This window comes from Actinoplanes sp. KI2, assembly GCF_025630775.1.
Classification (GTDB): domain Bacteria; phylum Actinomycetota; class Actinomycetes; order Mycobacteriales; family Micromonosporaceae; genus Actinoplanes.
The window spans coordinates 1-21535 of record NZ_JAOSZE010000083.1; the positions used below are offsets into that span (position 1 = coordinate 1).

At 69.0% G+C, this 21535-nt stretch carries 25 protein-coding genes and 1 pseudogene; 13 read left to right on the forward strand and 13 right to left on the reverse strand.

Annotated elements, in window-relative coordinates; all coding sequences use genetic code 11:
• From ODJ79_RS45240 to fdxA, 4 genes and pseudogenes are all read right to left on the reverse strand, one after another.
• A pseudogene (locus ODJ79_RS45240) lies at positions 1–306 on the reverse strand (pyruvate dehydrogenase (acetyl-transferring), homodimeric type); the annotation flags it as partial.
• Positions 307–401: 95 nt separating this feature from the next.
• The gene (locus tag ODJ79_RS45245) at positions 402–1412 is read right to left on the reverse strand and encodes an Acg family FMN-binding oxidoreductase (protein WP_263029937.1); all 1011 of its coding nucleotides are present in this window, start codon (positions 1410–1412) and stop codon (positions 402–404) included.
• 72 nt (positions 1413–1484) lie between these two features.
• A complete protein-coding gene (locus ODJ79_RS45250; RefSeq protein ID WP_263029938.1) occupies positions 1485–2009 on the reverse strand; it encodes a universal stress protein in 525 nt (174 codons plus the stop codon).
• Positions 2010–2064: 55 nt separating this feature from the next.
• Positions 2065–2409 (reverse strand): ferredoxin, encoded by a 345-nt coding sequence (gene fdxA, locus ODJ79_RS45255; RefSeq protein ID WP_263029939.1) that lies wholly within the window; start codon positions 2407–2409, stop codon positions 2065–2067.
• Between fdxA and ODJ79_RS45260 the strand changes: the two genes are divergently transcribed.
• From ODJ79_RS45260 to ODJ79_RS45280, 5 genes are all read left to right on the forward strand, one after another.
• Positions 2408–3115: a helix-turn-helix transcriptional regulator gene (locus ODJ79_RS45260; RefSeq protein ID WP_263029940.1), complete on the forward strand. Its 708-nt coding sequence runs from the start codon at positions 2408–2410 to the stop codon at positions 3113–3115. The genes fdxA and ODJ79_RS45260 overlap by 2 nt on opposite strands.
• Before the next feature lie 268 nt (positions 3116–3383).
• Positions 3384–5117 carry a cytochrome c oxidase subunit I gene (gene ctaD, locus ODJ79_RS45265; RefSeq protein ID WP_263029941.1) on the forward strand — a complete coding sequence of 578 codons (1734 nt, stop codon included), beginning with the start codon at positions 3384–3386 and terminating at the stop codon, positions 5115–5117.
• 60 nt (positions 5118–5177) lie between these two features.
• A complete protein-coding gene (locus ODJ79_RS45270) occupies positions 5178–5621 on the forward strand; it encodes an OsmC family peroxiredoxin (protein ID WP_263029942.1) in 444 nt (147 codons plus the stop codon).
• Positions 5622–5756: 135 nt separating this feature from the next.
• The gene (locus ODJ79_RS45275; protein ID WP_263029943.1) at positions 5757–6125 is read left to right on the forward strand and encodes a DUF488 domain-containing protein; all 369 of its coding nucleotides are present in this window, start codon (positions 5757–5759) and stop codon (positions 6123–6125) included.
• Between the two features lie 380 nt (positions 6126–6505).
• On the forward strand, positions 6506–6787 hold the full coding sequence (locus ODJ79_RS45280) for an STAS domain-containing protein (RefSeq protein ID WP_263029944.1): 282 nt from the start codon (positions 6506–6508) through the stop codon (positions 6785–6787).
• Positions 6788–7089: 302 nt separating this feature from the next.
• Here the strand turns inward: ODJ79_RS45280 and ODJ79_RS45285 are convergent, their stop codons facing one another.
• The 4 genes from ODJ79_RS45285 to ODJ79_RS45300 all read right to left on the reverse strand — a co-directional run bounded on the left by ODJ79_RS45285 (position 7090) and on the right by ODJ79_RS45300 (position 10946).
• Positions 7090–8331: a PucR family transcriptional regulator gene (locus ODJ79_RS45285; protein WP_263029945.1), complete on the reverse strand. Its 1242-nt coding sequence runs from the start codon at positions 8329–8331 to the stop codon at positions 7090–7092.
• Between the two features lie 62 nt (positions 8332–8393).
• On the reverse strand, positions 8394–9308 hold the full coding sequence (locus ODJ79_RS45290; RefSeq protein ID WP_263029946.1) for a slipin family protein: 915 nt from the start codon (positions 9306–9308) through the stop codon (positions 8394–8396).
• Between the two features lie 28 nt (positions 9309–9336).
• On the reverse strand, positions 9337–10119 hold the full coding sequence (locus tag ODJ79_RS45295) for a CBS domain-containing protein (protein ID WP_263029947.1): 783 nt from the start codon (positions 10117–10119) through the stop codon (positions 9337–9339).
• 143 nt (positions 10120–10262) lie between these two features.
• On the reverse strand, positions 10263–10946 hold the full coding sequence (locus ODJ79_RS45300; RefSeq protein ID WP_263029948.1) for a CBS domain-containing protein: 684 nt from the start codon (positions 10944–10946) through the stop codon (positions 10263–10265).
• Between the two features lie 277 nt (positions 10947–11223).
• Here ODJ79_RS45300 and ODJ79_RS45305 point away from each other — a divergent pair, with 277 nt between their 5' ends.
• From ODJ79_RS45305 to ODJ79_RS45315, 3 genes are all read left to right on the forward strand, one after another.
• On the forward strand, positions 11224–12342 hold the full coding sequence (locus ODJ79_RS45305; RefSeq protein ID WP_263029949.1) for a hypothetical protein: 1119 nt from the start codon (positions 11224–11226) through the stop codon (positions 12340–12342).
• 609 nt (positions 12343–12951) lie between these two features.
• The gene (locus ODJ79_RS45310) at positions 12952–13749 is read left to right on the forward strand and encodes a rod shape-determining protein (RefSeq protein ID WP_263029950.1); all 798 of its coding nucleotides are present in this window, start codon (positions 12952–12954) and stop codon (positions 13747–13749) included.
• A 23-nt stretch (positions 13750–13772) separates the two neighbouring features.
• Entirely contained in the window at positions 13773–14126 is a 354-nt protein-coding gene (locus ODJ79_RS45315; RefSeq protein ID WP_263029951.1) for a TraR/DksA family transcriptional regulator, read from the forward strand.
• A gap of 242 nt (positions 14127–14368) precedes the next feature.
• Here ODJ79_RS45315 and ODJ79_RS45320 read toward each other — a convergent pair whose 3' ends face one another.
• From ODJ79_RS45320 to ODJ79_RS45330, 3 genes are all read right to left on the reverse strand, one after another.
• The gene (locus tag ODJ79_RS45320) at positions 14369–14512 is read right to left on the reverse strand and encodes a hypothetical protein (RefSeq protein ID WP_263029952.1); all 144 of its coding nucleotides are present in this window, start codon (positions 14510–14512) and stop codon (positions 14369–14371) included.
• A 4-nt stretch (positions 14513–14516) separates the two neighbouring features.
• Positions 14517–14840 (reverse strand): nitroreductase family deazaflavin-dependent oxidoreductase, encoded by a 324-nt coding sequence (locus ODJ79_RS45325; protein WP_263029953.1) that lies wholly within the window; start codon positions 14838–14840, stop codon positions 14517–14519.
• 77 nt (positions 14841–14917) lie between these two features.
• On the reverse strand, positions 14918–16093 hold the full coding sequence (locus tag ODJ79_RS45330; RefSeq protein WP_263029954.1) for an FAD-binding domain: 1176 nt from the start codon (positions 16091–16093) through the stop codon (positions 14918–14920).
• A gap of 98 nt (positions 16094–16191) precedes the next feature.
• Here ODJ79_RS45330 and ODJ79_RS45335 point away from each other — a divergent pair, with 98 nt between their 5' ends.
• Positions 16192–16830 (forward strand): TetR/AcrR family transcriptional regulator, encoded by a 639-nt coding sequence (locus ODJ79_RS45335; RefSeq protein ID WP_263029955.1) that lies wholly within the window; start codon positions 16192–16194, stop codon positions 16828–16830.
• A gap of 76 nt (positions 16831–16906) precedes the next feature.
• Entirely contained in the window at positions 16907–17158 is a 252-nt protein-coding gene (locus ODJ79_RS47405) for a hypothetical protein (RefSeq protein ID WP_411267449.1), read from the forward strand.
• Positions 17159–17455: 297 nt separating this feature from the next.
• On the opposite strand, the gene ODJ79_RS45345 is transcribed toward ODJ79_RS47405, so the two are convergent.
• On the reverse strand, positions 17456–17758 hold the full coding sequence (locus tag ODJ79_RS45345; protein WP_263029956.1) for a hypothetical protein: 303 nt from the start codon (positions 17756–17758) through the stop codon (positions 17456–17458).
• A gap of 349 nt (positions 17759–18107) precedes the next feature.
• Positions 18108–18572 carry a hypothetical protein gene (locus ODJ79_RS45350; RefSeq protein ID WP_263029957.1) on the reverse strand — a complete coding sequence of 155 codons (465 nt, stop codon included), beginning with the start codon at positions 18570–18572 and terminating at the stop codon, positions 18108–18110.
• Positions 18573–18678: 106 nt separating this feature from the next.
• Between ODJ79_RS45350 and ODJ79_RS45355 the strand changes: the two genes are divergently transcribed.
• The 3 genes from ODJ79_RS45355 (at position 18679) to ODJ79_RS45365 (ending at position 21191) form a co-directional block, all read left to right on the forward strand.
• Complete coding sequence (locus tag ODJ79_RS45355) at positions 18679–18954, forward strand: hypothetical protein (protein WP_263029958.1); 276 nt, start codon at positions 18679–18681, stop codon at positions 18952–18954.
• The gene (locus ODJ79_RS45360; protein WP_263029959.1) at positions 18951–19196 is read left to right on the forward strand and encodes a hypothetical protein; all 246 of its coding nucleotides are present in this window, start codon (positions 18951–18953) and stop codon (positions 19194–19196) included. The genes ODJ79_RS45355 and ODJ79_RS45360 overlap by 4 nt, the downstream gene beginning before the upstream one ends.
• A 756-nt stretch (positions 19197–19952) precedes the next feature.
• Positions 19953–21191 (forward strand): MFS transporter, encoded by a 1239-nt coding sequence (locus ODJ79_RS45365; RefSeq protein ID WP_411267450.1) that lies wholly within the window; start codon positions 19953–19955, stop codon positions 21189–21191.
• The last annotated feature ends 344 nt before the right edge of the window (positions 21192–21535 follow it).

The window sequence follows — 21535 nt, forward strand, 5'->3', positions numbered from 1 at the left end:
CGCGTTCCACCGGATGTACGCCCGGATCCGGCGCTCGACGAACTCGTCGCCGGGGAACCAGGGCTCCTGCTCCGGCGGGATCGTGTTGATGTAGTCCGTGGAGGTCAGGGGCGGAACGCCGACCTGCCGCTCCCGGGCCCGCTCGAGCAGGCGCAACATAACGTAGCGGGCTCTCTTGGCGCCGCGTTCGTCGATGACTCCGTCGAGCGACTCGACCCACTCGTTGGTTTCCTCGGGGTCGATGTCGGGAAGCTGGCTCGGCAGTCCATCGCTGATCACCGGGCGGCGCCCGGCCGTAGGGTTCATCGTGATTCCTTTCCACAGACCGCATATGAGCGGTTCGCCTCAGGGCAGCCAGCGCTCGGCAGACTGGCGAGCGCCGACGATCTCGGCCGGTTGCGTCAGGCGTCGTCCGGCGAGACCACCTCGACGATGTGGGCGGTCGGCAGTCGCGGGGTGCGAGGCGGTGCGCCGGGCGCCGGCTCGGCGATCCCGAGCCGCAGCGCCAGGTACGGATGGTCGAAGGGTTTCAGCATCCGGCGCAGGGCTTCGCGGGTACCGGGCACGGTGATGACGTCGCTCAACGGCAGCACCGCCACCTCCAGAGCGGTCGCGGTCAGCCAGAGGGCGGACAACGCCTCACCGGCCTGCAGCCATTGGGCCGGCTCGTCGCCGTCGCCGTAGAGCAGCGCGTAGGTGGCGGCCCGGTCGTGGCCGGCGCCGATCGGCAAAGTTCCGGCGTGCCCGAACCCGCGACCGGGAACCGTGGTCTGGGCCGGTCGCTCCGGCAGGACCTGCGGGGGCAGCCCGATGCCATCGGTCATGGGCCGACTCGTCCAGTAGTCCAGCTCTTTTCGGGCCAGCGGGTCGCGGGCCTGCACGGTGCCGGCTCTGGATGCGGCGGCGGCCAGATCCAGTACTTGCTCGGCGGACAGGATCTGCAGGCCAACGGCGCCGCGAGCGGTGGCCGTGATGGCGCGGATGACCGGAGCAGCAAGGGGCTGGTCGCTGACCGGCCGGCGGTCGGTGTGCCGCGTCCGCATCGCCTGGTCCTGCGGGCGTGCGGTCGGGGTGATCGCGATCCGTTCGAAGCCATGACATACCGCCAGCGGCACGCCTGCCGACATGCTGGGCGTGCGGACGACCCGCGCCCTCCAGCCCTGGACGGCCAGGGCGACGCCGGCATGATGCAGGACCGCGCCGCAGCTGAGCATCAGCAGCCGCCCGTCCGGGTCGGTGACACCCAGGTGACGACGGGGTTCGGCGAACAGTTCCAGCCGGCCCGGGCGTACCCGCCAGCGCCACGGCTGGGTGTTGAGTATCGATGGCGCACAGTGCGCGGCCGCCGTCGCAGCGGCAGCGAGCACCTCTGCCGGGGCTGTCAGATCTCGATGCGACGTCGTTGGGTTCATGGCTGCCCTCTTCTCAAGGGTGACCGCCGGATTCCGGCCGGGCCGGTGCGGCGGGATCGAGGCGTGCGGCGTTCAGCTCCTCGGTGGGATGGCAGGCTGGCCGGCGTCGGCGCACCGCAGCGAGGGCGGTGGCAGCTGATGCGGCACGGCCGGGGTGACCAGGACCGGGCAGGTCGCGCGTTGGACGCATTGGTGACTGACCGAGCCCAGCAGCAGGCCGGCCATGGTGCCGTGGGTGGGTGCGCCGAGGACCAGCATTTGTGCATGTCTGGCGGCGTGAAGCAGCTCTTCGGCGGGAAGACCGCGGAGCACGCGTGGCCGGATCGGCGCCGAGCGGCCGTACTCGCGGGTCACCTCGACCAGGGCGTCCAGCAGCGTCGTCTCGGCGGCATCGGCGAGGTCATCGACGTCGAGCGGTACCGGCATGCAGGCGTAGCAGGTCGTGTCCGGTGTCCATACGTGCACGGCCTCCACGTCGGCGCCGGTTCGCTCGGCCTGCTCGAGCGCCCAGCGCAGAGCGGCCTTCGACCCGGAGGAGCCATCGACGCCGACGACGATCGTTCGCCGGCACGGCCAGTGGTGAGCGTTCTGCATCATGTCGCCTCCTCGGCTGGAAACCCGACCAGTGCCGGCGGGTGCTGTAGCGGACCGATCAGGGCGCCGGGGTGCCGTGCCCGGCGACCAGCGCGGTGTCCCTGCCCAGCGGGCCGAGACGGGCGGCGCCACCGGGCGACCCGAGCGGCGTGCCGGTTCCTGGCAGCAGCTCGGTGAAGAACCGCGCGTTGTCCGCAGCAAAGATCGACCACCGTTGCGGCAGGTCGTCCTCGTAGTAGATCGCCTCAACCGGACAGACCGGTTCGCAGGCGCCGCAGTCGACACACTCGTCCGGCTGGATGTACAAGGCCCGGGAACCCTCGTAGATGCAGTCGACCGGGCATTCCTCCACACAGGCCCGGTCGACGACGTCGATGCACGGCTCCGCGATCACGTAGGTCATGACCACCTCCTCAATCTTTTTTACCATACTCATCGTGTATATTCGGGGGGTGCCTGACGACGTGAATTTCGGCGCACTCGCCGTGCCGAGCAGAAGACAGCTGCTGCGGGCCTTGCGGACCGCCGCGACGCCGCTGGACGCTCCGGCGCTGGCTGCAGCTACGGGCTTGCACCCCAACACCGTCCGGTTCCACCTCGACGTGCTGATCAGAACCGGCTTCGTGCGGGAGAGCTCGGCCCGGCTGGGCCGGCGGGGCCGCCCGCGCACGGTGTACGAGCCGACCACGGCCGGCGCGCACGACACGGGATACGCGCTCTTGGCAGCCGTCCTCGTCGACCGCCTGGACGCCACCGACGGCGGCGGCGAGGCCCGGGAGGCCGGCCGGGCATGGGCGCAGCGTCTGCGCCCGCACCCCGCCGGCCAGCCCGAGGACATGCAGGCCACCGCCGGCACGGTTGCCGCGCTGTTCACCGAGCTGGGTTTCCAGCCCACCCTCGCCACGAACGGTGGTGACATGCAGATGACGCTGCACGCCTGCCCTTTCTGGTCGTTGGCGGAAGACCATCCAGGCATCGTGTGCGCTGTTCACCTCGGCCTGCTGCAGGGACTGGTCGAGCAGGGCGGCCAGCCAGGGATCGAAGCTCACCTGACCCCGTTCGTGCGGCCACGCCAGTGTCAGGCTGACCTCGTCACCACAGAGGCATAGAGGGCACGGCGGACCTGGTGTCACGAGGCCCAGCAGCGCCGGGACTTTGCCGACGACCAGCAGGCAACGTGGTCCATTGTGGCCGCCGGCAGGCATACTGCCCGCTCGCCAGGCGGGCGACGATCAGAACACCAGTCGCCGCGAGCCGGCTCTTAACCGGCGGCTTCCGGTGGCCGCACCGGGAGGCTCCCCCACGGCCGGCCATCCGCGGCGGCGTTCTCAGACCCTCGACGGAGTCCGAGATGGCCACAGAGGGAGAAGGTCAGCGATGACGGTGTCACGGCCCAAGCCGATCGTCGCCTACCCGGCACCGGTGCGCCGCGCGCCACGAGGGTCGGCACTCGCCCGGATACTGCGGACCACCGACGCGAAGCAGATCGGGATGATGTACCTGATCACCTCGTTCGGCTTCTTCTTCGCCGGCGGTCTCATGGCCCTGCTGATGCGCGCCGAACTGGCCCGGCCAGGGATGCAGTTCCTGTCCCCGGAGCAGTACGCCCAGCTGTTCACCATGCACGGCACCATCATGCTGCTGCTGTTCGCCACGCCCATCCTGTTCGCCTTCGCCAACTACGTCGTACCGCTGCAGATCGGCGCACCGGACGTGGCATTTCCCCGGCTGAACGCGTTCGCCTACTGGCTCTACCTGTTCGGCGGGCTGATGGTCGTCGGCGGGTTCGCCACCCCCGGCGGCGCCGCGGACTTCGGCTGGTTCGCCTACCAACCCCTGGCCAGCGCCCAGCACAGCCCCGGCGTCGGCGGCGACCTGTGGTACGTCGGCCTGGTCCTGTCCGGTCTGGGCACCATCCTCGGCGCGGTCAACATGATCACCACGATCCTCACCCTCCGCGCCCCCGGCATGACCATGTTCCGGATGCCGATCTTCACCTGGAACATCCTGGTCACCGCCCTCATGGTCGTCATCGTGTTCCCGCTGCTGGCTGCCACGCTGCTCGCCGCGATGGCCGACCGCATACTCGGCGCGCACGTCTTCGACCCGGCCACCGGCGGACCCATGCTGTGGCAGCACCTGTTCTGGTTCTTCGGCCACCCCGAGGTCTACATCGTCGCGATCCCGTTCTTCGGCATCGTCACCGAGATCATCCCGGTGTTCTCCCGCAAACCCGTCTTCGGCTACAAGGCGCTGGTGCTCGCCACCGTCGCCATCGCCAGCCTCTCTATGTCCGTGTGGGCCCACCACATGTTCGCCACCGGGCAGGTGCTGCTGCCGTTCTTCTCGTTCCTCTCGTACCTCATCGCGGTCCCCACCGGCATGAAGTTCTTCAACTGGATCGGCACCATGTGGCACGGCCAGATCAGCTTCGAAACACCGATGATGTTCGCCATCGGATTCCTCGTCACCTTCCTGTTCGGCGGGCTGTCTGGCGTCCTGCTGGCCGCCCCGCCGATCGACTGGCACGTCACCGACAGCTACTTCGTGGTCGCGCATTTCCACTACGTGCTGTTCGGCACCATCGTGTTCGCCGTCTTCGGCGGCGTCTATTTCTGGTTCCCCAAGATGACCGGCCGGATGATGGACGAGCGCCTCGGCAAAGTCCACTTCTGGCTGACCTTCATCGGCTTCCACACCACGTTCCTGGTCCAGCACTGGCTGGGCACCAAAGGCATGCCCCGCCGCTACGCCGACTACCTGCCCTCCGACGGCTTCACCACCCTCAACACCGTCTCGACCATCGGCTCGTTCATCCTCGGCGCCTCGATGCTGCCCTTCGTCTGGAACGTGTGGAAGTCCTACCGCTTCGGCCGCACAACCGACGCCGACGACCCCTGGGGCCACGGCATGTCCCTCGAATGGGCCACCTCCTGCCCGCCCCCGCTACGCAACTTCGACCGGATACCCCGCATCCGCTCCGAACGGCCCGCGTTCGACCTGCACTATCCCGAGCACTCCCCCGGCCACTCGCTGCGGCAACCACCACCCGGCGGTGCCAAACCGCTCTCCGGCGAGTCGCACGGTGGCGCCACCTATCAGGACCGTTGACCCGTCGACCACCCACGCCGGCGTCTCGCCGCCGCGCTGAGGAAAGCGAGGAAACCGAACATGACCATCGCGCAGCGACTGGCGGAGACCACCTGGGACGGCTCACTGGTCGACGGTGAGGGCACGATCCATTCGGGCAGCGGCGCCCTCGACCGACTCGAGGTGACCTGGGCGGCGCGAACCGAGACACCCGGCGGCAAGACCAGCCCCGAGGAACTCGCGGCAGCAGCGCACGCCTCCTGCTTCTCGATGGCGCTCGCCCTGGTGCTCGGCAAGGCCAAAACACCCCCGCGGCGGCTCACCGTCGAGGCCACCGTGACGCTGGACGAGGTTGACGGGGTGCCGACCATCGTCTCCTCCGCTCTTCAGGTTCGCGGCTGGGCAGCCGGCACCGACGGTGCCGGCTTCCAGAAGTCCGTCGACGAGGCGGCCGCGTTGTGCCCGATCTCCCGGCTGTTCGCCGGTGCGCAGATCACTGTTGAAGCCACTTGGCTGCCGGCTTGAACAGCGAGGTGCCACTCGGGCGGCTGCCTGCGGCTGCACGCGCCGGCACCGTTGCTCGCGATAGCCGTCCGCCCCTGCAACGGCTGGGACTTGTATTGAGCAACAAGGAGCACCCATGGACCCGCGGAGGTCGTGATGACGAAGACACAGGTCCGCATCGGGCGGGTATACGACAAGCCGGCCGACCAGCACGAGCTGCGCGTCCTGGTCGACCGGCTGTGGCCGCGAGGCCTCACCAAGGCCCGGGCCAAACTCGATGAATGGTGCAAAGACGTCGCGCCGTCCCCGCAACTACGCCAGTGGTACGGCCACGACCCGGAACGCTTCACCGAGTTCCGGCGCCGGTACCGCGCCGAGCTGGCGACCGGTGAACAGGCCGCCGCGCTGGCACATCTGCGGAAGCTCGCTGATAACCACACGGCAATTCTGTTGACCGCCAGCAAGGACATGAAGATCAGCGAAGCAGCAGTCCTCTGCGAGCTTCTGACCAAGGATGGACATTGAGTGATGCTGTCGGCCTGACGCACCGCCGCAGGACTGTCTGACTTTGTCGCCGGTGTCTGACGATCGATCCGGCGCGCGACGGGCATTTTCGCCCCGGGCGCGGCTCGGCCGCCGAGCGGCGCCGGTCGATGATCACGTGGTGTCGCGGGCTGAGTGACGCTGTCGCGTCGTGCGCGGCAGTCCGGCGCGTTTGGCGTGGGGCGTAGCGTGGTGGGATTGGCACCACGTCGAGCCCCGGGCCTTCGAGGCCGTCTTCTGGGCACTCGATGCGAGAAGACGGGCGGGTCAGCGAAGTATTTCGGGTCGGGAGGTCCTCATGACCGGCAATGGCTTCATCGCGAGTCCGCCGCTGGTCGTCGAGCTCAGCAAGGACCAGCGCCATGACGGTTATCGCGGTGGCGGGCGAGGTCGACATGAGCAACTCAGGCGAGCTGCGGCGCGCGATTGCGGACCTGATCTCTCACAACCCTGCCGGCCGTGTAGCGCTCTACCTCAGCGAGCTGACCTTCATGGGTTCCGCCGGTATCAGGGTGCTGCTGGTGGGCCGTGCTCTGGTCGAGAAGCAGGGCGGCCAGCTCGAGATCATTCTTGCTCACCAGCACGTTATTCAGGTTTTGACCATCTGCGGTCTTACGGATCTGTTCCATTTGTCGGTGCCGTAGGCGCGAGGACAGCCGCCGTCGGATCTGGTCGCTGCAGTGGCGAAGCGGCTGTCCGGACCGCAGAAGGTCGGCTTTTCGCTGGTGACAGTGATGACAGCGATGCCGTGTGATGCGGTTGATCCCCGTGTCGTGGGCCGCGGTGGTCCACTTCGCGAACGATTCGCTGGGTGAGCTGCTTCTCGCCGGCAGCCTGAGCAGCCCGTCGATCAGCTTCGCGACCAGCGCTTAGCCACCGGGCGGCGACGCGAGGCTTCCGACCTTTCAGACAGTGCTCCGGTGACAACTTGTCGTCCGGTCGGCCGTCAGCCGGCTGCGGGCAGCGGCTGTTCGGGCCAGTTGAGGGCTCGGGCGCCGAGCACCGCGGCCTGCAGGGTGAACCGATGGGCCGGATCGGCCAGGTCGTAGCCGGTGAGGGTGTGAACGCGTTCGAGGCGGTAGGTGACCGTTCGTACGGAGACGTGAATGCGTTTCGCTGTCTCGGTGGCGACGCCGCCGGCGTCGAAGTACGCCTGCAGAGTGGCGACCAGGGGTTCGGCGCCGCCGCGGGCCCGGCTCAGCGGACTGAGCACGGCACGCACGAGTTCCACCATGGCGGGTTGGTCACGCAGCAGCACACGGTAGATGAGCAGGTCACGGGCGTTGACCACCGGGGTGGGCACGCGTAGCCGGCCGGCCATGGTCAGGGCTTCGCGGGCTTCCTCGTAGGAGCGGGCGATGCCGTACAGGCCGGGGTGTGGCCGGCCGACGGCTATGCGCCAGGGCCGTCCGCGGGGTAGCCGGCGCAGCTGGTCGTGCATCAGCCGCCCGAGATCCTCGCTCGTGTCGTGACCAGACGGGCCGCCGTCCGGGTCGGTGGTGTCAGCGGGCGCGAGGACAACCAGCAGGCCGTCCTTGGTCGCGACGAGAACGTCACGGTCCCCGAGCCGGTCGAAGATGACCGCCTCCAGCGCGCTGATCGCGGCATCGGTGTCGGGAAGCCGCCGGCTCGGCGCGGCCAATGCGACCTGGTGGACGCGGGCAAGGTCGAGCCCGAACGGTTCGGCCCGGTCCACCACGCCCCCGAGGTCGGAGTCACCGCGCAGCAGGTCGTCGACGAGTTCCCGGCGCAGCGTTTCCTCGTGACGGACCAAGTCACGGCGGGCCACCGCGTAGCCCTCGGCCAGCGTGGCGACGGCCTGGTCGATGACGTGCAGTACGGCGGACGCGGCGGCGCGCACGGCCTCACGGTCGCGGCTGCGCACCACCTCCGGCAGCTCCTGCCACAGCCGGCGGGCGGCGGACAGGTACAGCTGCACCACCCGGCCGGCTGAGATGCCCTGTTCCGCCGCTTTGCGGCCGAGCGCTTCGACGGCGTCGAGCTCGGCGCGCTTGGGTTTGCGGCCGCTGATGGCCGCGTCGGCCAGCAAGGGCAGGTAGTCGCCGAGCAGCGCCACGGGGACGTTGCCGGCGTCTCGGCTGGCGGCGGCGGCGACGTCGGCGAGCCATTGCCCGTCGGCGTCGGTCGCCGCCGGCTGCGGGGTGCGGCGCGCACTGTCAGCGCTCACGTCCGATCTCCCGTTCACTGGCCCTGGAGGTGAAGCATCGCCTATCGCCGCGGAAGTAAACGTCATTTGCTCGCCGTTCCCACGGATTCGTGGCGGCCGGCCCGCTGGTCCTCGTGATGATCGACCGGCCGATGTTCGCCGCTGACGGTCCGGCTGAGCGGGGCGTCCGCGCTACCGGGACCGGTCTCGTGCGGCGTTGTGGCGGTTGCGGGATCGGTGAGCGTGCGGTGCACGGTGTCGGCCAGTCGCAGCAGTTCCACCGGCAACGGGAAGATCAAGGTGGAACTGCGCTCGGCGGTGAGCTCCGCCATGGTGGACAGCACCCGCAGCTGCATCGCGGCCGGGTGTTCTTCCAGGACCTGGGCGGCGCGGCCCAGATCGTCGGCGGCCTCGAGCTCACCGGCGGCGTGGATCACCTTGGCCCGGCGGTCGCGTTCGGCCTCGGCTTGGCGGGCCATTGCCCGGCGCATGCTGTCGGGAAGTTCGACGTCCTTGACCTCGACGAGGGTGACCTTCACGCCCCAGGCGCTGGTGATCTCGTCGATCACGGTCTGCAGTCGCTGATTGATGGAGTCGCGGTCGACGAGCAGATCGTCGAGGTCCACCTGCCCGAGGATGCTGCGCAGCGTGGTCTGGGCTATCTGGGACGTGGCGACGACGTGGTCCTCGACGGCGGTGACCGACAACAAGGGCACCACGACGTTGAAGTACGCCACCGCGTTGACCTTGACCGTCACGTTGTCCTTGGTGATGACGTCCTGCGGGGGAATACTCATCGTGACGGTGCGCAGCGACACCCGCACCATCCGGTCCACCAGCGGAATCAGGAACGTCAGCCCGGATCCGCGGGTGGCGACGACGCGGCCCAGCCGGAACACCACCCCGCGCTCGTACTCCATGACCACCCGCACCGAAACCATTAGCAGGACGAGCAGCACCAGTGCGGCAAACAGGGACCAGCCGAGTGCTTCACTCATGGCGTCATGTCCTTTCCGACGGTCGGTGTCATGCGGCGGCTGCGGCTACGCGGTGACGGTCAGGGCGCGGGCGGCGGCCCGGCCACCAGCCCTCGAGCGGCCACTGATCGGTTGCCGGCGCCGGCACGGCCGGCGACCGCGGTGGCGAGTCGACGATGATCTCGTCGCGGACCGCCGTCACACCGGGCACGGCGCGGATCAGCCGGACAACCAGACCCGCGAGCCCAGCGTCGGTGACGGTCGCGGCAACAGTGGCCACCCCGTCATGCACACCGAGGGCCAGATCACGAACCGGTAGACCGGCCACCGCCTGCCGCACGCCGGCGCGAAGCTCCTCGTCGGTGCGGTCGTACACCTTGAGCAGGTCAGCGGCGGTGACGACACCCAGCAGCCGCCGGTCCGCTCCGGTCACCAGCAGACGGTTCACCGTGTGGCGACGCATCAACCGGCCCGCCTGGGCAAGCGTCGCATCCGCGTCCACGGTCAGCGCCGGTGCGCTCATCATCTGCCCGGCCGAGGTCACCGCCCAGTCCGGTGTCACAACGGGCCGCCGCCACGGCAGACGCGGACGCGGATCAGGCGCCCGCAACCTCATGGCGTTGAGTACATCGGTACGGGTGATGATGCCCAGTACCCGCTCGAACTCGCCGACCACGGCGACCGCGCTGACGTCGTAGGCAGTCATGGTCGCGACGACCTCGGCCGCAACGGCGTCGTACGCCACCGTGAGCACGTCGGCCGTCATGACATCGCGCACCATCCCCTGCATGACCTTCCTCCTCTCCGGCACCACGACGGCGCCGATCCGCACGGCTGACGCGTCGCGGTGGCAAGCGACCCGTCGCCGCCCATGCTGGCCGCCCCAATGCGGTAGCGGACAGGGCCGGCACCGGTGACCTACACCGCCCGCTGGTTGCCGGTGTCCGGCAACCAGCGGGCTGGGGGTGGCCGCGGTCACGGTCCGAACGGTTCGGCGCTGAACGGATGCGTACGACCGACACGCGAGCGGACCAGCGCGGTGTCGTCGAAGCGGTAGGCGATGTCGTCGATGACCTGCGACACCCCCGGCACGTCCGCGGTGAGCCGGGACGCGATCTGGGCGGTGCTACGCCGGCCGACCTCGCCGGTCAGCGTCACCACACCGGCCTCGACGTCGGCGCGCACCTGCGAAGGACCGATCCACAGCGTGTTTCGCAGCACCTGCTCGATGACCTCACGCCGCAGGGCCTCGTCGTCGCGGGTGTACAGGCGCATCAGGTCGGCGCGCGACACCACCGCGAGTACCCGTCCGGTGTCGTCGGTGACGATCAGCCGTCTGACGTTGCGCCGGCGCATCCGCCGGGCCGCGGTGGACAGCAGCTCGTCCGGGGCGGCGGTGCGTACCGGGCCGCTCATCAGATCCTTGGCGCGCGGTGCCCGGGTTACGATCGTGCGGTGCGGTGCCGTGCGGGGGTGCGGTATCTGCGCCGCGAGGTCGGCCTCGGAAACGACACCCAGCAGCCGGCCGTCGTCGGCGACGACGGGTACCGCGCTGATCCGTTCCCGGGTCAGCAGGCCGGCCAGCTCGCTGATCGACGCGTCGGGGCCGGCCGTCACCACGTCGCTGGTCATCACGTCACGGACTGTCCACTGCCGCACGGTCGTGCACCTCCTAAGCACTCCACAGGTCACTGTCTCCGATCGTGACGGTCACGCACCGCGGCGGCCAGGTGCACCGACGGCGACGTTCGCGGTGCCTCGTTGCCGGGCAGACGCATGATCCTGCCGCCGGTCGGCAAGTTGCGCGGCCGGGATCAGGCCGCGAGGGACCTGTCTTGACCGCGGGTCGCCGGCACAAGCTGGTGGTCACGACGAGGAGTCATCGGCGGGACGTTCGCGCCGATGATCACCCACTGCTCTGTGTTGAGAGGCGAGGATGGAACTGTCGAACACGCTCAGCGTGCAAGAACTGGTCGGGCTCTCCGAGCAACGCGGCGGCCACCGGGTCTCGGTATTCCTGCCCACCCCACGCGCGGACGCGGCTGATCGCCAGGACACCCGCGTCAGCAGTCTCCTCCGGCAGGCCGAGCAGGCGCTCCGAGCCGACGGCGTGTCCGCCGCCACGGCGCAGCTGGTCCTGGCGCCCGCTCGCCGCCTGCTGGGACACCCGCGACGCGCGGAGCAACTGAGCGACGGCCTGGCCCTGTTCTGCGAACAGGGCGGTGTCCGGCAGTTCCGGGTGCCCCTCCGACTTCCTGAAACCGTGGCGGTCGGCGACCGTTTCCTCGTCCGGCCGCTGCTGCCCCTGCTCGGCGCAGCCGGCCCCTTCTACGTCCTGGCGCTCAACCAGGACGAGATCCGGCTGCTGCGCGGGTCGCGTCACAGTGTGCAGGAGATGGCCCTGGACGGGCTGCCCCTCGCCGTGTGGCTCACCATGCCCCGCCGGCGAGCACAGGTGCATGCGTTCGTCGCCGACCGCGGTGGCACGGGCGGCCGTGCCGTCTTCCACGGTATTGAAGACGATCACACCCCCCTGATCCTGCAGCACTTCCGGCGGGTCGACCGGGCGCTGCGCGACGTCCTGCCGGCCGACGACGTTCCGCTGCTGCTCGCCGGTATCCGCTCGACCCAGTCCCTCTACCGGCAGGTCAACACCCATCCCGGACTGATCGGCGACGGTATCGACGGCAACCCCCGCGGCATGAGCCCCGAGCAGCTGCACCAAGCCGCCTGGCCCCTGGCCGAGCCGGTGCTGTGTGCCGGAGAGACCACCGCCGCAGCGACCTACCGGGAACTGCGCGGAACCGGACGCACGTGTACCGGCGCCACCGCGGTCTGCGCTGCCGCCGAGCAGGGCCGCATCGAGACCTTGTTCGTGCGCAACGACGCGTCCGCCGGCACGCCACGGGTCATCCGACTGCACGAGGACCCCAGCATGGTGGATCACCTGGACGCCGCCGCGGTGGCGACCCTGCTTCGCGGCGGCGTCGTGTACGCCGTTCCCCGCGACCGGATGCCGGACACCGCGCCGATGGCGGCCATCCTGCGTTACTGACCGCCGGCGGCGCCGGGCACGCCTGCACCGCTCCGACCGCACGCCGCGCCAAAGGCGGCGAGCCGGAAGAGACCTAGGCAAGTGGGACCCGAACTGGCCCACCGAACCAGGGCACGCAGGCGAAGAAGTCGCGGACCGCTCCGTCTCGTACAGGCCACGTCGCGGTGACGCCGTCGGCGTGGGCGCTGCACGTCCGGCACCCCGCTGCGACGTACGCGCGTCGCAGCGGACCACGTCGAGGGAAGGCTTGCCGGGCGTCGGCAACGAGGACCGTGAGACTTGACCGGTTCCTACCACTGCCGGTCAGGTCCTCAGCGGCGACGATGGTGATGCGGTCACGCAACCACTCGAGAAAGGGGGTGTCAGCGGCGATGACCAAGGACGGACAGTCAGCGGGGCCGGCGCCCGCCTCGCGATACCGCACGTAGTGGTAGCGGCCGCTCTGTGAGCTCAGGTCGACCGCCTGTCGGCCGCACTGCCGGCCGATCGTGGCAGAAGGCCCAGGTAGCCGAATCTCCTGTAGGAACGTCGCCGATCTCCGGCGATCCGTCGTGATCGATTCGCGCAAGAGCGACTCTGCCCTCGAAAATGAAAGCGACCGGTGTAACCGTGCCTCCCACCCTCTTCTCCTCCGCGCCCCTGACCGGTCAGCCCGCCGGTGGGGCGGCAGGCACCGCCGCGCCGACAGCGGTCGCGCTCGACCTGGGCAGCAGCTCCATCGGCGTGTGGGCGGCGCGCCGCGGCACCCGCACGGCATCCTGCGGTGACACCTTCGCGCCGGCAGGTTCCCTCATCCGCCGCGGCTGCATCATCGATGAGGGAGGCTGCGTGACGATGCTGTCGCAGCTGATCCGCCGTTTCAGCGAGCCGATACCGGCAGGCGGCGTCGTCGTGGCCTGCCGGCCGGTCCTGGCTGGCGAACGGGACCAGGCGGCGATGCGCCGCGTCATCGAGGCCGTCTTCGCGCCCGCCCGCCTGGTGTTTATCGACGCCGTGCGCGCCGCCGCGATCGGCTCCGGCGCCGCCGCCGGCAGCCTGCTGGTCACTGACCTCGGTGCGCAACTGACCGAGGTCGCACTGCTGCGACACGGACGCGTCATCGCCGCCCGCCGATCCGACATCGGAACCCGCGACCTCGCCCGCGGCGCCACCCTCGAGCTGATCAGCGACATCATCGCGCGGCACATCGACGACCTGCGAGGCAGCACAGCGATGCCCGACCTGACCCCTGCACTCACCCGCGGCCTGTTGCTGGTGGGAGATGGCGCCTCGCATCCGGAGCTTCCCACCACGCTGTGCGCCGCGCTGCGTCTGCCCGTACACCGCGCGCCGTCCCCGCGTACGTCGGCGCTCACCGGCGCCGGACTGGCCGCCACGTCGCTGCTGCGCCACCCCACCCGAACCTGACCTTCGCTTCACTGGAGGACACGATGACCATCACCCAGCAACCCGCCGAAACCGCGGCAGTCGCCGGCGAACCCCTGGAATTGCTGCGCACCATGCTCGAGGAACAGTTCGCCGTCCAGACGAGCCGGCTCACCGAACTGACCGTCTACGGCCGGCTTCCCGGCCACGGCGGCTACGACCCGCGCACGCTCGAACTCCTCGCTGCCACCGCCCGCCGCAACATCGCCGATACCGCGCAAGCCCTACGACGCATGTCCGAGGGCGCCTACGGCCTCTGCCAGGACTGCCGCAGGCCCATCCCGCTCGGCCGTCTCCGAGCCGTCCCGCACGCGACCTCGTGCACCCGATGCGATCGGCACCGCCGTACGACCATGTGACAAGCCAGCGCGAAGGTGCACCCCGTGATAGACGAACGGCCAACCACGGTCCTCGACCGCCACCGCGCCGGCTGAAACCCGGCGCCAGAGCCGCATCGGGGCGGTGGCGGCGCGCGCCGAGACGTTTGGGCTCCGGCCGTCGGCCGCCGGGCGGCTCTTGTCCGTCGGCCCGGCGTGGCCCCTTGCCGATCGGCCGGCAGCCGACATCGTCGGGCCGCCCTTCACCGAGGTCGTCGACCGGATCATAGTGCTGCTGCCGTGAACCGCACGAACGGAATGTGCCGGGCGACCGCGCGGTAGTCCTCGGCGCTGCCGTCGACGGCGAACCCCATGAGTTTGCACAACCGGCGTCCTGCGGTCGGGTGCCGCGCCGCGTATCGCGCCATGATCTCACTGCCCTCCTCGACCGGAATGGCTGCCGCGGTCACGTTCAGGCGCCGGCCACCGATCTGGATCGTGGCGGTGGGCCATGACGTTGCGATACCAGTCGGCGCGCGGCCCGAAGCCGGACGCGGCTACGTAACCGCGCTGGTCCTCGAAGACCACCTCGACGACGGCCTGGCGCGGTTTGCCGGTAGTCCGCCCGGTGTGGGTGAGCAGCATGACCCGGTGTCCCAGCAGAGGTCCTAGCCCGCACCGGTAAAGCAGGATGGGTAGCCGCCACAGGAGGCGGCCGAGTCCGGTAGGCGGGCCGGGCCTGTCGACGATCTCCATCGCGGATCCTCCCCTGATGTCCCTGCGGCAGCGTCCTGTGGGCTCGGCCGCTGGCGTGCCGCCAGTCACGGCCGGAGTCAGCTGGCGGCGAACGTCGGCAGCTCCACGGCGTCGCGGAAGCTTCGTCCCATGACCAGATCGGGGACCTTGGGCAGTCCCATCAACCTCATCACCGTGTTGCGTAGCAGAAGCTGGAGCCTCGTCTTCGGCGCGAAAGCCGGCGCCAGGCCGATCGCGGCATCCTGTTTGGACCGCAGAAACGGGGCCAGCCGCTGCTGGTAGCGGGCGAACGCGTCCCGATGATCGCTGCAGCGGGCAAGTTCCGCGGCCAGGGTGTAAGACTCCACCATCGCCAGCGCCGACCCTTGTCCCGCCAGAAACGACGGGCCTGCCGCCGCGTCGCCGACCAAGGCCACGCGCCCGCGCGCCCAGGACGGCATGCGGATCTGACTCACCGCGTCGAAATAGAAGGTCGTCGCCTCCGGCATCAGCTCCAGCAACGCCGGCGTCTCCCACCCGGCGCCGGCGAGCGCGGTCCGCAGAAGCTCATGCTGCGTTGCCCGATTCCCGATCGGGGCCGAACCACGGTGCGCAACGGTGAGCAGGCACAGGGTGACATCGTCGCGCAGGGACAGACGAAGTGCCTGGAAACCCACGTCGGCGTGCATCAGGGCAGTCAGTTCGTCCCGCGGCCGGTATCCCCGCACTTCGAACGCCGCGACCACCATGTCCAGATACTTCTCGAACTGCACATCAGGACCGAAGATCATTCTCCGTACGCGGGAGTGCAGGCCATCGGCGCCCACGACCAGATCGAAGGTGCGGTCCTGCCCGCTGTCGAACGTCACCCGAACCTGATTCCCGTCGTCGACGAGCGTGCGCACGGAGTCACCCAGCATCAACTCCGCCGCATCCTCGAGAGCCTCGAAGATCACCGCCGCCAGATCGGAGCGGGCAATGCTCACGTACCGCTGCATCGATCCCATGATCGCCGCCGGCTTGATGGCGGCGATCCGGCGCCCGTCGCGGTCCACCGCCCGCGCCTCGTCCAGGACATAGCCCCGGCGCCGCAGTTCCGGAACTATGCCCATCCGGTCGGCGACATCGAAGCCGGCGCCCGAGAAGTCGATCAGGTAGCCGCCGCGGCGCAGCTCGGGAGCCTGTTCGACCAAGGTCACGTGATGCCCGGACCGGAGCAGCCAATACGCGAGTGTGGGGCCCGCAATCCCCGCTCCGACGATCAAGACCCGCATGAGATACCACCCCTCCGGTGTTGGTTGGCGGACAGTCCGGGCGCGACCGACTGCCTGGCTCCTTGACCTCGACTGTACGCCTGTTTAGCGTATTGAACATGAGTTCAATCGCCGATGAGGGAGACCTCACCGCCAAGGCCACCATCCGCAACGCCGCGCTGCGCCTGTTCGGCGAGCGCGGGCACGATGCCGTCACGGTGCGGGAGATCGCCGCCGCGGCAGGCGTGTCGCCGGCGCTGGTGGTGCACCACTTCGGCAGCAAGGAAGGGCTGCGAGCCGCCGTGGACGCGTACGCGGCGAAGGCCTTCGATGGGCTCTTCTCGATGAACGAGCGGGACCTCGCCCAGATGCTCACCGGGGACAGCGGGGCGTCGATCGCCGAGATGTTCGCGCGCGCCTTCCCGCACGGCTCCCCGCTGCCGGCGTACCTGCGCCGCCTGTTGCTCGTCAACGACCCGGCGGCCGCGGCGTTGTTCGGGCGCTGGTACGCCCTCACCCGCCGGCTGCTCGACGCCATGACCGAGATCGGCGCCGCTCGACCCGCCGAGGACCCAGCGGTCCGGGCAGCGTTCCTGCTGGTCAACGATCTCGCACTGGTCTTGCTGCGCAACCAGGTCGCCGCCGCGATCGGAGTCGACCCGCTCACGCCCGAGGGCGTCACCCGGTGGGCCGCCGAAGCAACCGCCGTCTACACCAAGGGCGCGTTCCTGGCCGCCCCTGGGGAGAAGCCTTCGTGAGTCAGCTCGTCATCCTGATCCAGCGTCTCACCAAGACCTTGGGGCAGTCCTGGCCGTCGACGGCCTGGATCTGACCGTGCATCCGGGCGAGGCTCATGGCCTTCTTGGCGGAAACGGAGCGGGCAAGTCCACCACCATCGCGGGGCGGTCCGCCAGCCCGCCACTGCCCTTCATTTCCACGCGTACAGACCGTGGACCAACGGTGGACGCCGACGCCTCTGACCCAGGTCCGCGGGCTCGACGTTCACCTCCGGCTCGGCAGCCAAAACGCGGGTTGCCCGCTCGCAGGGTCGGGTGTTCGGCGGCCCGCATCAGGTATTCGGGTTAGGCAACAACCGGCTTGACCGGTATGCACAGGTCGTCGTCGACCGTCCGGTCCACGGCGTTGATCATCACGTACCCCTTGTTGATCATCACGTACCCTTGCAGGGTCACATCCTCCGCCCCGCGAAGCCTCCCGGTGACATCCGCCGGCGAGAAGCGTAGGCATCAGGTATTCGGTCGACAGCGCCTCATGAAACCCGAGCATGCCTGCCGAGTGCCGGGTCACGCGGCGGGTGGCATCGCCCAGTGTTACACGTTCGCCGCGTCCAGCTTCTCGGCGAACTGCCCCTGACCGCGCTGACTAATCCACCGGGTAGCCCCAGGTCCACTCCGGCCGCGCGCTCACCTCGGCCGGTATGTCGCCGGGATCGATCGGCATGCCGTGGCAAACGCACTCATCGATGATCAGCATCGGTCCGGCGGTCTGCGCCAGCGTGCAGATTGGGTCGAGCACGGCGCCGGGAGAAGGCTTTCGGAAGCCGGCGAATGCGATGCCAGAGCCGAACTTGTTGTCGGCCTGCAGACTGGCCTCGCCGAGGTCCCGCGAGCGGACGCAGACGTCGGCGAGCAGCCGGGATAGTCCAGGCCGGGCGGCGAGTCCCACAGCGTCAGGTGCGTGCCGCTGGCAACGGCGGCCGCCACGAAGTCCTCGATGGTGGGCAGCGCGCGGCTCGGCACCGTCGGGTCTTCTGGGAAGGCCACGTGTCGCGGCATTGCCTGCATCCACCAGCTCATCGCCGATCGAGTGTAGACGTAGGCGGATCTTGCCGCGCCTGCGTCTCGCCCCTGTCACACAGGCGTCGCGCAGGACAGCGCGGTGCGTGCGCAGCGGCGAGCACTCGGCCGCGTTCTGGCCAACGTGATGAGACTGGCGCGAACGTCTACGCCGAGGTCGCCAATGCCCGCGTCATCGCCGATCTGGATCCGGCTACCGCGAAGTAGGTAGTTACGGATCAGTACCTGCGCCAGAGCGTTCGGGCGAATATCAGCAGGTATTGCTCGAGCCACGGGTTCACCAGGACGGCGAGTGGCCGACGCCGCCCGTCCGGCCCTTCTCCGACAAGCACTTCGACGTCATAGTCGCCAATCTTGGCTGGTTGCACGCCGATCGGCGGAATCTTATCTAGGTTCGCTTCACCGCAGAGACGGATCTCGTCGGCGATCTCGTGCGTCGTGGCCAGGATCGCGAGCGGCTCCACCGTGCCCTGTGGTTGCACCGCGGCCACGGCCGCTACCTCTGTGTCGCCGAGTGCCCCTCGCATGAGTGCCATCATTCGGCCGGGCTTGCGCAGCAACTCCCGCACAGTCGGCCACAGTTCCCGTTCACGGTCTTCCAAGGCGATCGCCGATACCGAACCACACATCACGCGCTCCCGCTTCAGTTCCCTGCGGTCCAGACTGCCGTCACGCTGAGTCAATTGACGATTACACACTAGTAAGAAACCGAAGATCGCGCTGCCGCTCCTGTCGAGGCATATCCTCGTCAACGGCCGATTTATACGTACATGCGCACTGGTCTCGACAATGCGTGCTGCGTTCGACAAGTTGATCTCGGAGGCCGGGCTGTTGCTGGCCGTCGTTTTCGTCCTGGTGGGCGGGCTGCTCGCCTACGCCCACAACTACATTGGGAACGGGCTGAATGACCAGCGCAGCACGCATGACATCACGATGCCCGAAGGCGCCGCCCTGGAGAAGTTTCCGACGGCCGATCAGGATGCGCTGAAACCGTACGCCAGCAGTCCGATGGATACCGGGCGGAGGCCAAGGCGTACGCCGATCACTACATCCAGGCGCACATGAACGCGATGTCCGGCGGAAAGACCTACTCGGAGATCAGCGGCCAGCACATCGCGCTGACCCCCGAGCAGAAAGCCACCCCGGAAAGCCAGAAACTGGGCGCGCTGCGCAACACGCTGTTCGGAACCGCGTTCGCGACGATGGGCACCATCGCGGGCTACGCGGCGATCGCGGCCTTCGCCGGCGCGGTGATCGTGCGGTCGACGACCCGCTGCGGCGGCACGTGGCACACATCGCGCCGGTGACCGCGGGCTGTACGTCCAGGCGACCACGATTCCGCACTAGCAGGCCAGCCCTGGCCGAGATCGCGTGACCGCCGCGTGGGTCATGGGTGCCCTACCGTCCGGCAACCTCACCCCCTTTGCGGTTCCGCGATGCATACGGCGTTCCAACGCCCGCTTCCGTGCCGCGCGCTCTTGGTTCAAGACGAGCCGCTGCCGGGTAGCTGGCCGGGGGGCCTGCACGATTACGTTATGGGTAAGGTTCGGCCAAGCCTTGCGATCCCCGAGCCACCCGCGCCGGACGAACTTCCGAGCTGTGGCTCGGCCTGACAAGCAAATAGCCCTTGATTGATTCATTGCTCTGCCTAGGGAAGAAATCAAAATCACGTGCTGGCTGGATGCGGTGGGCCCGTCAAACGAACGGGGTAACAGCGGTTAGTTGCCGGCCGGGTTGAGGCGGCCTTGGAAAGTCATCACGAAGGCGTCCAAGATCGAGCGTAGGTAGCCGAATGGATCCGCCACGACGGGTCTGTCAATGACAGGGTCGAGCGCTCGGGCCGGTTCGTCGACCGTGAACCACTGGGTACAGGCCGAACCGATGGTGGACTCCCGCCATGAATTTCTGTTCTGGTTGCCCGGTGATTTGGAGCTGGCACGTGACCGCATGCGGCGGGCACCAAGTACCTCACACGGTGCCTGCTGGTCAGGCACCCTGGACGTGCGGGGTCTGTTGCCGTGCACGCGGGCTCGTTTCCTACAACCAGATCAGTGGAGAAGAGGATGAGCGCAATGCGCCAGCGACGGACCGGTTCAGACAGTGCCGCCGCGAGCGGCGGTGGTCACCCGAATGTGATGCTGGCGGTGGCGACGGTCGGGTTCGCGGTGAACTTCTGGGCGTGGGCGCTGCTGAGCCCGCTGGCGGTGAAATTCACGGCCATGCTGCACCTGAGCTCGTTTCAGCAGGCGCTGCTGGTGGCGGTTCCTGTGGTGGTGGGGTCGGTGGGTCGGATTCCGGTGGGGGCGCTGACCGACCGGTTCGGCGGCCGGGTCATGTTTCCGCTGGTGTCGCTGGCCACGATCGTCCCGGTGCTGTATCTCGGGTTGCTCGGCCATGATTCGCTGGCGGCGCTGCTGGTGGGCGGGTTCTTCCTGGGTATCGGCGGGACGAGTTTCGCGGTCGGGGTGCCGTTCGTGAACGCCTGGTTTCCGCCACAACGACGAGGGCTGGCGGTCGGGGTGTTCGGCGCCGGGATGGGCGGCACCGCGATCAGCGCCCTGACCACGGTGAAGCTGGTCGACGCGCACGGCATCGCAGCCCCGTTCGTGCTGACTGCGATAGTGCTGGCAATGTACGCGGTACTGGCCTGGCTGGTGCTGCGCGACGCGCCGAACCGGCCGGTGCCATCGGCACCACTGGCGGCACGGCTGGCCACAGCGCTGCGGTTGAGGATCACCTGGCAGGCGTCGGCGCTGTACGCGGTCGCGTTCGGCGGCTACGTGGCGTTCTCGGTCTACCTGCCCTCGTACCTGAAAACCGCCTACGGGCTGACCCAGGCGGACGCGGCGAACCGGATGGCGGGTTTCGTGTTGCTGGCGGTGCTAATGCGCCCGGTCGGCGGGTGGCTGTCCGACCGGCTTGGCCCGACCCGGGTGCTGGCTGCCACGCTGCTGGTTGTGATCGGCGGGGCGTTGATGCAGGCGTTCACGCCGCCGCTGGTGCCACTGGGCACGATCGCGTTGCTGGCGATGGCCGCCGCGCTGGGTGCGGGCAGCGGCGCCACGTTCGCGCTGGTGGCCCTCATGGCGCCCGCGAACCAGGTGGGCTCGGTCACCGGCGTCGTCGGCGCCGCGGGTGGTCTGGGCGGGTTCGTGCCGCCGCTGGTGATGGGCGCCATCTATGGCCAGTTCGGCGACTACGCCCTCGGCTTGATCCTGCTCGCCGTGGTGGCATTGGCCGCGCTGCTGCTGGACATCTTCTCCGTTGCCCGCACGACCCGGGACGAGGCCCCCTCCGGATAAGCCGCTGGCTGCGCTGACCAGCCTGGACACCGTCGACGCCGTAGGCACGCCTCGGCAGCACACTTCCCGAACCTGGCCCGACCGCGGAAGCGTGCACTGGTCCGGCGGATCGTTGCCGTGTGCAAACGCAGAATATCTGCCCGGTCACGACTAATGTGAAGATCGGCAGGAGGTCTCGGCAAAGGCCGTACACGGCCCCGGGGAGGACGGACATGGGCACCCCTCGAAACGGTTCCGGCGCGACCGCCGAGGCCGGCCTCGACGATCCCCTGACCCGAGCGCTGGTGGGGACGAGACGCTTCTTCACCCGTGGGGAGGTCTCGCCCGACCGGCGGGCGCTCTAT